This window comes from Marinobacter sp. (genome assembly GCF_052094685.1).
Taxonomy (GTDB): Bacteria; Pseudomonadota; Gammaproteobacteria; order Pseudomonadales; family Oleiphilaceae; genus Marinobacter.
In genome coordinates this window covers 1-12,135 of sequence record NZ_JBQDKB010000100.1, presented here as the reverse complement: position 1 = coordinate 12,135, position 12,135 = coordinate 1, and the positions used below count along the sequence as shown (strand labels likewise).

Annotated in this window: 10 protein-coding genes and 1 tRNA gene; all 11 read right to left on the bottom strand. The window is 53.1% G+C overall.

What is annotated here, in order from left to right:
• On the bottom strand, nt 1–917 hold a 917-nt coding region (gene rhuM / locus ACTH3S_RS15655), incomplete at its 3' end, for a RhuM family protein (RefSeq protein WP_441809940.1).
• A 47-nt stretch (nt 918–964) separates the two neighbouring features.
• Nucleotides 965–2,152 carry a DUF4268 domain-containing protein gene (locus ACTH3S_RS15650; RefSeq protein ID WP_441809939.1) on the bottom strand — a complete coding sequence of 396 codons (1,188 nt, stop codon included), beginning with the start codon at nt 2,150–2,152 and terminating at the stop codon, nt 965–967.
• 107 nt (nt 2,153–2,259) lie between these two features.
• On the bottom strand, nt 2,260–3,726 hold the full coding sequence (locus ACTH3S_RS15645) for a hypothetical protein (protein WP_441809938.1): 1,467 nt from the start codon (nt 3,724–3,726) through the stop codon (nt 2,260–2,262).
• The gene (locus ACTH3S_RS15640) at nt 3,686–5,143 is read right to left on the bottom strand and encodes a restriction endonuclease subunit S (protein ID WP_441809937.1); all 1,458 of its coding nucleotides are present in this window, start codon (nt 5,141–5,143) and stop codon (nt 3,686–3,688) included. The genes ACTH3S_RS15645 and ACTH3S_RS15640 overlap by 41 nt, the downstream gene beginning before the upstream one ends.
• The gene (locus tag ACTH3S_RS15635) at nt 5,133–6,893 is read right to left on the bottom strand and encodes a type I restriction-modification system subunit M (RefSeq protein ID WP_441809936.1); all 1,761 of its coding nucleotides are present in this window, start codon (nt 6,891–6,893) and stop codon (nt 5,133–5,135) included. Before ACTH3S_RS15635 ends, ACTH3S_RS15640 begins: the two co-directional genes overlap by 11 nt.
• Before the next feature lie 323 nt (nt 6,894–7,216).
• Nucleotides 7,217–7,432: a hypothetical protein gene (locus ACTH3S_RS15630; protein WP_441809935.1), complete on the bottom strand. Its 216-nt coding sequence runs from the start codon at nt 7,430–7,432 to the stop codon at nt 7,217–7,219.
• An 11-nt stretch (nt 7,433–7,443) separates the two neighbouring features.
• The gene (locus tag ACTH3S_RS15625) at nt 7,444–7,701 is read right to left on the bottom strand and encodes a hypothetical protein (RefSeq protein ID WP_441809934.1); all 258 of its coding nucleotides are present in this window, start codon (nt 7,699–7,701) and stop codon (nt 7,444–7,446) included.
• 277 nt (nt 7,702–7,978) lie between these two features.
• Nucleotides 7,979–8,054: transfer RNA gene (locus tag ACTH3S_RS15620), tRNA-Phe, on the bottom strand.
• Nucleotides 8,055–8,175: 121 nt separating this feature from the next.
• Entirely contained in the window at nt 8,176–8,448 is a 273-nt protein-coding gene (locus tag ACTH3S_RS15615; RefSeq protein WP_441809933.1) for an oxidative damage protection protein, read from the bottom strand.
• Nucleotides 8,449–8,532: 84 nt separating this feature from the next.
• Nucleotides 8,533–9,600 (bottom strand): A/G-specific adenine glycosylase, encoded by a 1,068-nt coding sequence (gene mutY / locus ACTH3S_RS15610; RefSeq protein WP_441809932.1) that lies wholly within the window; start codon nt 9,598–9,600, stop codon nt 8,533–8,535.
• Nucleotides 9,597–11,813, bottom strand: coding sequence for an AsmA family protein (locus tag ACTH3S_RS15605; protein WP_441809931.1), 2,217 nt, complete (start codon nt 11,811–11,813; stop codon nt 9,597–9,599). The genes mutY and ACTH3S_RS15605 overlap by 4 nt, the downstream gene beginning before the upstream one ends.
• Between the last annotated feature and the right edge of the window lie 322 nt (nt 11,814–12,135).

Here is a 12,135-nt window from a genome sequence, read left to right as displayed (position 1 = left end):
AGGGCCAAGGCCACCAGGGTGTTGTCATTAATCAGTTGTTCTACCGGCCGCGCCAGCAAAGCGGCGTTGCGGCGCAGATACCATAAAAACAGAAACGAGCCGCAGCGCTTGTTGCCGTCAGCCAGCGGGTGGTTCTTGATCACAAAATAGAGCAGGTGAGCGGCACGGGTAGCCACGTTCGGATAAAATAGCTCATCCCCAAAGCCCTGTTCGATCGTCGCCAGCGCAGAAGCCAAGCCGTTACCCCGTAACTGGCCGAACAGCTCGGTGGCCTCGCCCTTGGCCATGAGCGTTTGCTTGAGTTCGCCAATGGCTTTCAGGGCTTCGTCCAGCTCCAGCGGCTGCATATCCGGCTGCTTGATGCCGACCTCGGCCAGCTGTTGCTCGTCGTAGCCCTGCAGCAGGCTCCAGGAGCGGGCGTAATCGCTGATCACCCGGGCGACGGCTTCGCCTTCGTTGGATACCAAGCCTTGATTGGTGAGGGTGCGGCTGAGCAGATCAACGGCCTGCTCAAACTCGATGCCGCGCTCGGCCAGGCGGCGTTGATTGAGGGTGTAGCCCTGTACCAAGTGGTCTTTCAGAACCTGCGTTGCCCACTGGCGGAACTGTGTCGCACGTTTGGAGCTGACCCGATAACCTACAGAAATAATGGCATCCAGGTTGTAGTGTTTGACGCGGCGCCTAACCTGGCGCTTGCCCTCCTGGCGAACTACCGAGAAATCCTCGGTAGTTCGATTTTCCGCAAGTTCGCCTTCTGCAAAGATGTTTTTCAGGTGCAAGCCTACGTTATCGGTAGAGGTGTCAAACAGCGCAGACATCTGGCTTTGATTTAACCAGACGGTCTCACGATCCAGCGCTACTTCCAGCTGCGCCTGGCCATCGGTTGAGGTGAAGATTCTTACTTGTTGTTCAGTCATGACATTTCCTTGTCGTTGTTTATAAACCGGGCAGTATAGCCAATAGCTTATGCATCGTGCTCTGCGCCTGGCTCTTTACTGAAGTTTGTGGTTCTCAGCTCCTGCCGCACTTTATCCAGCGGCCCACTCAGCGCTTTCTCCAGTCGTGTCATGTGCGCAACCAGCCATTGGATCATCTCGGGCCAGTTGGTCTTGTCGTACCCATCTACTGGCTTACTAAACTGAATGCGGCAGGCCTTTCGGTCGGGGAGTGGCAACCAGGCTAGGGAACCGTCAAAGTCTGCTTCGATTTTTTCCTTTTGGCCTTCCAGACGGTCAAAGACGAACCGGTTCGCCTCTGCCTGGGCCCGCGCCATGGAGAACTCCACTCGGACTTCGCTCTTGCTGAAGATCAGGCTAAATACCATGCCCGACAGGCCGGAGCCAGCCGACAGCCAGTGGTCTTTTCCCGGGCTGATATTGTTGTAGAGGTTACAGTTACTTTTACTGAAGGCCTCCAACGCCTGCTCCCAGAACGCCAGTCGCAGCCGATGACTCTGCCTTTGCTCATTACTGGCGCTCTTTTCCTCGGCCTCCTTGGCCATCATGCCGATCATAAAGTCCGAGGCTTCCGGGGTGGGGATGATCTGCTCCACGTTCAGGAACAGCTCAGCACCGGCCTGGTAAGGCGTAACCTTGAAGCACTGGCAGTTGACGCCGAACTGGCTCAGCCACAGTATCGTGTTGGTGACTTCCTTACGGTAATGGGCGGCGACCAGAATCAGGCGTTGGCTTTTCAGGGTGTTCAGTTGCACGGATTGCAGGTCGTCAGCCTGAAGAAATTCCAGCAGTATGTTTTCCGCATCTGCCGGTTCAGTGCCCTCATTCTGGGCTTTCTGGTTCAGGTAGCGTTGGAAGATCTGCACCACCTGCTGCTTTTTAAGGTTGGCGCAGTAGCTGGCGTATTTGAGAGCCTGCCAAACCACATCCCGGCCACTGTCATCGAGCTTGTTTTCGATGATGACCAGGTTGCCGTCCTTGTCGATGGCCAGCAGATCCAGCCGCTCCCGGGTGTCGTCAAAACCATCGAACTCCTTCTGGATGATCAGCAGTTCCTCGCCATCTCCCTGGGCCAGCGCCTGCGGGTGGTTCTCCAGCCACTCCTGCAGGTGCTTGCGCTCAGTAAAGCCTAGATCGCCAAAGCGCTTGGTTTCCAGTGGCGAGATACGGTTCTGTTTTGGATCAATTTTAAACATCAGCTACGTCCTGTAACGAGGCCTTGATGGGCGCAATAAGTCTCTACTCATCAAGTAGCAGTCGCATAAATGGTTTATGGGTAGCACATAGTTGTAAGCAGCCACCGTCATCGCGCTACTTTCTGAGCAACCTCATTTGCTGCTTTTTCAGCCAGTTCTTGGGCCGGATGCCGGTCACCGTGCCGTTTATCTAATGTTTCCGAGGCGTTGTATGAGATGGCATCAATAGCCTTGGTAATAAGATTGTTGAGCATATCCGTGTCGCCGCTATTCAAGGCTTCTATCTGTTGTTTGTAAGAATCATAAGACTTCGCCAATGCCTCTTTATGTGCGTACTCTTGTTGCAAGCGCTGGCACTCGCTTCTTCGTTTAGATGCGTAGAAGGCAAGCCAGATAATCGGCCCATAGAGTGGTAGACGGTAAACCAGGCCTTTGAAAATTGCGTCCCAGTCTTGTGTTTGGGCGCCTCCTATACTTTCCCAAGAAAGGACCAAAGCAAGCACAACAAGTGCCATGATGGAGCCGTAGAAAAGTCTGCTGGCAGTCTTAATAGGAGCGTCGAAGGACACCTTCATCTCGTGGTAGGCGTTGGCCAGCCCCGCGCTCGTCGCTCCAGGCAACAGCCCATTGATTTTCTCATTGAGCGCCTTGTAGCGTTCCTTCTGTTCCTTTTCGAAGCTTTTTAGCTCTTCTTTGCGTAGGTCTAGCTCACCGGCCAATCCCTTATGCTTCTCTTCACTATCAGGGTCGCCGAATATCTTGATGTAGAACTCATCCAAATCATCAATCCTACCCTTTACCGCAGCCAACTGTTCACCAATCGACTTACGATCAGCCAGCACGTCTTCACGTGCTGAGGCGATTTCTTGTTTGATGGAGGGCGTTTCACCTTCTCCAACGAAGATCTCATCGTGAAACCCATTGATCTTGTCGTATTGGCTTTCAATCTGGGCAATAACTGTATTGATTTTCTGTTCGGAGCCTTCGGTCTCTTCATCGCCGAACGTTAGTTTCTCGAATTCGTCGATTCGCTCATGGATTCGGGTGATAGAGGTTAGTTTTGCCTCGCCATCTTCACGCAAACTCTCGATGCCCTCATAGCTACCTTGGGCATCTTTTTTTAGCTCTGTATATCGTTCGCTGATCTGGTTTGCAGCATCCACCGCTGCATCTCGAAGAGCGAGGGCTGCTTTTCCCTCCGCCACCATGTAAGGACGAACATAGGTCAGCAGGTTGTCGAGGTTTTTGTTAGCCTCGTTGAGGTGCCCAACATTGCGGTCTGCTGCAAACTGATCAAGTTGTTGAGTTGCCGCCTGACACTGCTTGTTAAAGTTGTCCCAAGTCGGTAGGGGTATTAGTTCTGGATCAAGGGTTTTAAGCAACCCATCAATAAAGGTTGTTACCTTATCAAGCCGTGCTAGCTCCTCAACGGAGGTCTGGATGGATTCGTCATCCAGTGTTGTTTCGTTAACCTTGAGCTTGAAAGCCTCCCAAGTTGCTGCGTAAGCATGGTTCCTGAAGTTATCCGTCCACCTAGACATTAACGACTTCCTTTTCTGCTGGTTGCGCGTCAAGTGAGAGTTCGCCGGAGAGCAGCTTGGGCAGTAACGAATCTCTAGCCTCTGAGAGTGTGTTGCTTTGAACGAGGTTGTTTCTAATCGCCTCAAACATCGGCGTTACAGCTTGCTCGAAGCGTTGTCGTAGGGCGAGGCAAGAACGGGGCTGTATTACTGTGTCGAAAGTGCTTCGTGTGATCGTGTCGAATACTGCCCCATGAGTGTTTCTTTTCAGCGTCGCTACCGCTTCTGATAATCTCAGATAGTTCAGGTAAGGGCCTGTTTCATCATTTGCAGTCACGCCGTAACAAGACTGGTTCATTGCAGTGGAAACGCCGGTTAGCGCCAGCTTTCCCACCGTGCCCCTTGCAGTAATTATGGTTGTTCCGATTGGTAGTAACTTGGTTGAGCTACGGTTTAAACCTTCCTCTGTTATCTTGTCTTCTGTATCCACGACAAAGACGTTGCCATCAGAGGGGACATCTTTAACAGAGAACCACCGGATATCGCCGTTCCAGAAGGACGGTTCGGATTTCTTGGGTGTTCCTCCCCCAATAAGGTTGATCATCTTGCCGAGAGGCAATACTTCCCACCTCTGCGGAATCTCCCCCAATTCACTATCCTGCATAGCAGACGGAAACAGCTCGGCGGTGGCGCGGAGTTCGGCGTATTGCTCGGGCTGTTCAGTCTGGAGGCGGGTTAGCTTGTCGCCTTTGGCCGCTCCCGGCATCCTGCCTCCTGCGGCATTAGCGCATCCCTGCGCGTCACCGGCAATGACCTGCATGGCGGCGAGCAGGGCGTCTTCCTCGCTGCCGCCTGCTTCCAGTGCGGTGATCTTGGCTTTGACCGGCTCGAAATCGACAAACCAGCTTTTGAAGATGGCCTGGGCCATTTGTTCGAGGGTTTGGTTGAGTTGGTGGTTGAGGTCGACTTTCCTGTCGAGCCCGTAAACTTTTTCAACAATTGATTTTTGAACCGATAGGGGCGGAACATCAACTTCTATTCCAACCATGTCTGCACGCTTAATGCTTGCTTGAACAGTGGTTATCAGGCGCGACTTAATATCATGCTGAAACTTGCTGCCCCGCATGTAATAAAACATATACCAAGGGTCAAGGATCTCTTTCTTAAAGCGTATTCCGAGAACGTTCTGCGCAATTGCGACTGTTCTATTTTCAGGAGTCATGATTACCCTGGCGGTGGTTCCGACAGTCGAGAATAGAATGTCTCGGGGTTCGAGATACGCTCGAAACCAAGAATCGTAAGTTGCTTGGTCTACATATTTGGTACCCTCAGTTATTGGGTAAATACCACTGGCAGGCAGATGTTTGACCTCCAACAAGGGAATACCGTCACTGGCAAGAGGTGGGGTCTTACCACGATTGTCGATCCATTTCTCAATCAGATCGCCTAGGGCATAGGTTTTATATGACATAACCCAATCCCCCAAGATTCCGCTTAATCTCAGCCTCGAGCCGATCACTCTCCGCAAACTGCTCCCGCAACTGGCCAGTCAACCGCGCCATCTTCTCGGCAAAGGGCTCTCCATCCTCTTCCTGCTCCTGGGCACCGACGTAGCGCCCCGGTGTCATCACAAAATCATGTTTCCTGATCTCATCCAGGCTGGCGGATTTGCAGAATCCGGCGATGTCTTGATAAACACGCTGGTCGCTCTCGTCCATCCCTGGACTCCGCGACACTTGGGCTCCTGCCCGGCGCCAGGCGTGGAAGGTGTCAGCGATTTTGGCAATGTCGTCGTTGGTAAAGTCCCGCAGTACCCGATCCCGCATGAAGCCCAGGTTGCGGGCGTCGATGAACAGGAACTGCTCTTTTCTGTCGCTGAAGGCTCCGCCGGTCGCTGTCGTCCTCGTACCTTTGTCCTTGGTCAGAAACCAGATGCAGGCCGGAATCTGGGTGTTGGTGAACAGCTGGCCGGGCAGGGCGACCATGCATTCCACCAGGTCTTCTTCTACCAGGCGCTTGCGGATTTCGCCTTCGTTGTTGGTGTTGGAGCTCATGGAACCGTTGGCCAGCAACAGGGCCATGCTGCCCGTGGGTGCCAGGTGGTGGATCATGTGCTGCATCCAGCCAAAGTTGGCGTTGCCCTTGGGCGGGGTGCCGTACTTCCAGCGCACGTCTTCGGCCAGGGATTCGCTCCACCAGTCCTTGATGTTGAACGGCGGGTTGGCCATTACAAAGTCGGCGCGTAAGTCCGGGTGCTGGTCGTCCAGGAAGGTGTCGGCGTTCTTCTTGCCGAAGTTGAAGTCGATGCCCCGGATGGCCATGTTCATGGCGGCCAGCTTCCAGGTGGTGGGGTTGGACTCCTGGCCGTACACGGAGATGTGCTTCTTCTGCTCGCTGGCGTCGTAGTGCTGCTCGCTGGCGTGTTCCTCGATGAACTTGTCGCTGGAGACAAAGAAACCGCCGGAGCCCATGGCCGGGTCGTACACACGGCCGGAGTAGGGCTGCAGCATTTCGACAATCAGGGTGACGATGCTCTTGGGGGTGTAATACTGCCCGCCCTGCTTGCCTTCGGCGAGGGCGAACTGGCCCAGGAAGTATTCGTACACATGGCCGAGGATGTCTTTGCTGTGCAGGTGCAGCTTCTCGCCCTCGAACACCGGCCGGGTGAAGGAGGTGTCGGAGAAGGTATTGATCAGGCCCAGCAGTTTGTCGTTGTCCAGCTGGTACTGGCTGATGCGGTTGAGGATACCCTTGAGCTTGGCGTTGCTCTTTTCGATTTCTTCCAGGGCGTTGTCGATCAGCCAGGACACGGAGCGCAGCTTTACGTCGTTACCGGCATCGTCTTTCCAGAGCCCGCTGCCCACGGGCAGCACGGCTTTCTCTTTCAGGGTACTCCAGCGGGCCGGCTTGGGCACCCAGAACACGTTGGCTTCGCGGTAGTAATCTAATACTTCCAGCTCTTCCAGCAGGGCTTGCTGGTAGTCCTCGTTGCCGTCGTAGTCTTCCGGGGGCAGGTAGTAAATGTCGTCGTTCTCATCCTTGAACCGCTCCAGCAACTCTTCCTGGCGTTCCTCGAAGGCATCGGAGACGTACTTCAGGAAGATCAGGCCCAGCACCACATGCTTGTAGTTGGCGGCATCCAGGTTGGCGCGGAGCTTGTCGGCGGCTTTCCAGAGTTTGTCGTCCAGGGCTTTGAGGAATTGCTGTTCCGTGTTGTTCATGGATTCTCTCGTGGGGTGGGTGTTTCGGTCGTACGATTTTGTTCAGGATAACGCACTAACGCGACGATAAATGTCGTTGCGGTAGGCAGATTTCATAATAATGATTAGGGAGCTTAGAGGAAGAGGAGATCAGCAGCAATTGATGTCCCGCCCAGTGAAACGCAGACAGCCTGATCTCCGCTTAACGTGTGCGGCGGGTCTCAGCGATAGGTACCCGGTTGCAACGTCTGTTTTCGACAACAGTTAGGCCTAACTGTTGTCATAAGAAGAGTAAAACCCATCCCCGAGGAAGTAGCATCGTCGGGGATGGACGGTGGCCGAAACTAGTGGGGTGTCTTTTCGGTTTGCAGCAGAATGTTCCCGCCAGTATCGAAGTCCATCACAGCATGCAGCCGGTGAGGGTCTTCCTCGTTGCGGTACAGCTCAAGCGTAATCCAGTCGTCGCCTCGGCGCATTTGGGCGCTGAAGATTATTTCGTTGCTGCCAAATTGTCTGGAAAGCTCTGCGGCCAGTTGTTGGGCCTGTTTCATGAATTTCATGTTCGGGCTCCTTAAAACCAGTGGTGTTGTTTGATGTCGCCAAGACTGTCCGCCAGCGATTTTGATTTTGGCGGCGTTTGTATCAGTTGGGAGCTTGTCTCCAGCGTATTTGCGATCAGTTCCGCCAGGGTTTCAGTAATAGTGGCAGTTGTGCCGTCATGGCACTCCAGCTCCAGTGTTACCGTTGCGCTTTTGAAGTGGTCGAGCAGCCAGGCAATGATGAGGGCATCCTGAAGCAGGTTGCGGATGTGACTGTAATGGTTATGCATGTTGGACTTCCTTCTGAATTAAGAGGTTTGTTTAGACCGGTCTGAATTCAGAGTACATGAAGTCGTTGGCGCAGCAAGCAATTGGCCAGAAGGGGGCTTTGTGATTAAATGAGAACGGAAAAACAGGGTGTTATGGGGATTTTTTGTAATACAGAGATTTGGAAAGCCAAGATCACAGTTCAGTGGTTTTGAGTTTTTTCAAGCAATTCGGGGATGTGGGGACTAATGATGGGACAACTCTCAAATCCCTCCTAAGTTATTGATTGGAGGGAAAGAGTGGTGCCCGGAGGCGGAATCGAACCACCGACACGAGGATTTTCAATCCTCTGCTCTACCGACTGAGCTATCCGGGCAAGTTGCTATACTGCTGTGCAACGGGGCGCTATTAAACCGGTTTAGGGGGGGTGAGTCAAGACCGGTTCGGAAAATTTCCCGAATCTTTTCAGGCCTGCTCAAGCTTTGATCAAATCAGAGTCACTTCTCTGGTGGTACGTAGCCCTCGGCTTTGTCGAAAGGCTCGTTGTTGAAGTAATGTGCCATCTGTGCCTGCAGGTATTTGCGGGTGTTGGGGTCCATCAGGCTCAGGTGTTTTTCGTTAATCAGCATGGTTTGTTCGTGCTGCCATTCTTCCCAGGCCTGTTTCGAAATGTTCTCGAAGATGTCTTGGCCCTTTGCTCCAGGCATGGGCGGAAAGTCCAGGCCAGCTAGTTCTTTCTGGTGTTTGCGGCAGAAAACGGTGCGGCTCATGTTCGCTCCTGTCTTGATGTGTGCGATATGTGAATATCCGGATGATAGCAGATAGTGTCCGTTGAGCGTGCGGGTACTCGGCTGTCAGAGCAGGGTGGCCTGTTCTGGATTTGTTAAAAGTGTTCGGATAGGCGCTGGTAGGCCTAATGCCAATGCTTCGTGCCTGTGTAGCCACTTATGCTGGGCATCATCTCTCACGTTGTTTTGCCCGCTCACGCCCAGTCGCGCGGGCTGAATGTACAGGTGGTAGTGCGAAAATGTGTGGCGAAAGCCGCTGATGAGTTCTGGTTCTCCGCAATCGAACCCAAGGCTCTGTTCGCAAGCTTCCTGTAACTCATCTGCGCCATAGGCCGGGTCCAGTTCCGGCAGGCTCCATAGGCCACCCCATATCCCGCTGGGTGGGCGTCGTTCCAGCAGAATGCGGCCTTCGTTGTCTTCCAGAATAACCATCCAGGTGGTTTTTTCAGGTTTCGCCTTTTTGGGTTTCGAGCCGGGATAGAGTTTTATCGCGTCTTTTGCGTAAGCCGTGCAACCTTTTTGAAGGGGGCAGGCTTCGCAGGCGGGTCTGCTGCGGGTACATACCATTGCGCCCAAATCCATAATGCCTTGGGTGTAGTCACGCACGCGGTCGTTCGGAGTGTGCGTCTCGGCATGCACCCAGAGCTGTTTCAGTACCGAAGTTTGCCCAGGCCAGCCGGGAACGGCATGGTAGCGAGCCAGTACCCGTTTTACATTGCCATCCAGAATGGCTGCGCGCTCGTTGAATGTTTGAGCAACGATAGCTGCGGCCGTGGAGCGGCCAATGCCTATTAGCGTTTCCAACTCCTCCTGAGTGTTTGGGAACTCTCCGCCAAAATCTTCCATAATGGATTGGGCGGCTTTTTGTAGATTGCGTGCACGGGCGTAATAGCCAAGCCCTGACCAATGGCTGAGCACATCATCAACCGGCGCCTCTGCCAGGGAGCTCACGTTGGGGAAGCGCTCCATGAAGGCCTGGTAGTAAGGAATAACAGTGGCAACCTGGGTTTGCTGAAGCATGATCTCAGAAACCCACACCCGATAGGCGCTGCGGTTGTGGTGCCACGGCAGGTTGTGCCTGCCGTGTTGGTCGTACCAAGCTAAAAGGTTTTCAGCAAAGAGGTCTGCTGTCACTTGAACAGGCCTTTGAGTGCGTCTTTAACCTTATCGCCGCCGTCTTTGCCGAGTTTTTCTTCCAGCTTTTCACGTACTTTTTCTTCAGCTTTGCCTTTCGCTTTATCTACTTCTTCTTTGGCTTTTTTCTTTGCGGCATTCGACGCAATGGTTTTCAGTGTGTCGCGGAAACGTGAGCCGTCGAAGGAGCACAGGCCGGCGGCATCTGCTGCGAAATCACCACGGCATTCAACAGGTATGACCACGTCTTCCACGTATTCGGTTACCCGACACGCGTTGTCGCGGTGAATGTCGCCCACAATGCGCAGGCCAAGCTCGTAATCCACCAGAGTCTGCTTGAGATCTACGGTGCCGTTGCCCTCAAGCTTCATACCGGCTATCAGGGCCGTGAGGTCTGTGTTGTTAAGAATGTTGCCGTTGATATCCAGAACGCCATGCATGTCGTCGAAGGGGGTCGTGTCGCCCCAGTTATCCGTTGTCAGCTTATCCTGGTTGACCAGGGCAATGCCCTGACAGGCCATGTGGGTCAGATTCATTTTTCGGAACTCGCCTTTGGCAAGATTAAAACTGATCTGGCCATCGGCATTTTCGCTTAATCGCGACATACGGTTGCCGGATGTGGTGGCGTTTACTTTGAGGTTGGCGCCACCGGCGAGCATGGTCACTTCTGCCAAGTCAGCCAGCAGGGGGAGGGTCTGCACGTTGCTAACATCGGAGTTTACCGACCACTTGGGTGTGTCTGTGCGGGCATCAATTTTTACATTGGCTCCAAAGCTGCCTTCATAAAGCTTGCCGCTGAACTCGTCAACTTTCAGTACGCCTTTGCTGGCGGTTGTGCTGGCTTTGATTTCGTTGATGGTCAGGTTGCTCACAACCAGCTCGCTCAGCCCGAAATCTATATCAAATAGCAGGCTGCGCAGGGTGTCTAGCGGTAGAAGGTCGCCTTCTGGCCCAGCGTCGGCAGTTTGTGTCGGGGCATCGCTTTCAGCTTCCTTGCCTTTGTTTTCACCCTCGGCTTTCGGTGGCAGGTAGCGGTCGGCGTTAAGCTTGTCGCCTTGAAGGTCAAACACAATGCCACCGTTGTCGAGGTTATAGCTGCCGGAGCCTTTGAATGTGGTGTCGTCCAGTTTGATCACCAGCTCAGACAGTGCCGGCTTGCCTGCTGGGCCGCCGATGTTGGTAGAGAAGGCAATAGCTTGGAGGGCATCCTCGTCGGAGGTCTCAATAGCGGGTTGCCCCATATTTTCGAGCAGATCTTTGAGTGAAAACTCGCTGATAGCCAAATTGCCTTTAAGGGTTGGCTTATCGCCGAAGCCTTTAACGTCTAGGTTAGTGTTTAGGCTCAAGTTTGCGAGGCTGGCGGTGAAGTCGCTCAGGGTCGCAGTTTCATTTTCCAGGTTGGCCTTAGCGGAGCCACCTAGCTTAGCAGTTACTGATTTTCCGCCAAACGGCTCGCCGTTCATTTTGAATACAGCTTCCAAACCAGAAACTGCAAAATCGTTCAGCGCTTCGTTGGCTGCCAGGCGAACGTCTATGTTTCCGTCAACCTCGAACTGCGGCTTGGATGTTTCTACGCGAAAACCAATTTCCAGGGGAAACTCGGAGCCCAGAGTGATATTGCTGGCGCTCACTGTGAAATTTTCCAGTGTTACGGTTTGCCCGTCGCGCTGATCGCTGTAATGCACCTGCGCATTGATGATTTGCACGTTCTCGACGTTAAAATTAAGCGCTTCGCCGTCCTGTTCGCCTTCGGTTTCCTTTGTTGGGGCCTCTTCGGTATTGCTGGCCACATCTTCTTTGTCTTTCTTCGCGTCACCGTCGGCGGGTTCAGGCATGATGCGCGTCCAGTTGCCCTCGCCCTTCTCGTTAATGCTTAGGCGTGCGTCTAGGCCATCGAGCACGAAGGTGTCTACCTGCGGTGACATGGCAATCAGAGACCAAAAATCGACCTGTGCCACCAGTTGCTTCAGTGCAACGAGGCGTTCGCCATCCAAAGTGGCCTCTACATCATTCAGCTCAAGCCCAAGGGGAATAAAAGACCAGCCGATATCGCCTTCCAAAATGAGGTCTAGATTGGTGTTTTCCTCAACAACCTTTTTGATTTGCGGCTTGTAATCGTTCGGGTCTATAACGGCCATGGCAATAGCAATCGCGGCAGCGGCGAGAACGACAAGTGCAACGATGGCGATCAGCACATAACGTATGGCTTTCATGGTACGGGCTTCCTTTCTTGTTTCGAGAGCATTCAGGATTCAAGGCGAATCCGGGCGCGAATTACCTAAAGGATAACGCAGGGTTAACAAATTAACAGGGTAGGAGTATGACAATGCCGTAGTGTTGGGCCAAAATGCATGCATTGTTTTCCGACTATATTGATACGTATAACCATAAAAAGGAGTCTGTCGTGGCTATTACTGTTTCTATTGAGCTGAACCGAGAGCTTGAAATTCCGGCCAGCTATGATGAAGTTTTTGACCTGTTTGTAGTGGCATAGTGAATCTGGCCACCTGACTTTGAGTGTATGATTACTCACAC

Bases quoted from the DNA above. Each gene is read 5' to 3' on its own strand.
- ACTH3S_RS15650 (WP_441809939.1), bottom strand. From the start codon at position 2,152: ATGTTTAAAATTGATCCAAAACAGAACCGTATCTCGCCACTGGAAACC.
- ACTH3S_RS15640 (WP_441809937.1), bottom strand. From the start codon at position 5,143: ATGTCATATAAAACCTATGCCCTAGGCGATCTGATTGAGAAATGGATC.
- ACTH3S_RS15635 (WP_441809936.1), bottom strand. From the start codon at position 6,893: ATGAACAACACGGAACAGCAATTCCTCAAAGCCCTGGACGACAAACTC.
- ACTH3S_RS15630 (WP_441809935.1), bottom strand. From the start codon at position 7,432: ATGAAATTCATGAAACAGGCCCAACAACTGGCCGCAGAGCTTTCCAGA.
- ACTH3S_RS15625 (WP_441809934.1), bottom strand. From the start codon at position 7,701: ATGCATAACCATTACAGTCACATCCGCAACCTGCTTCAGGATGCCCTC.
- ACTH3S_RS15615 (WP_441809933.1), bottom strand. From the start codon at position 8,448: ATGAGCCGCACCGTTTTCTGCCGCAAACACCAGAAAGAACTAGCTGGC.
- ACTH3S_RS15605 (WP_441809931.1), bottom strand. From the start codon at position 11,813: ATGAAAGCCATACGTTATGTGCTGATCGCCATCGTTGCACTTGTCGTT.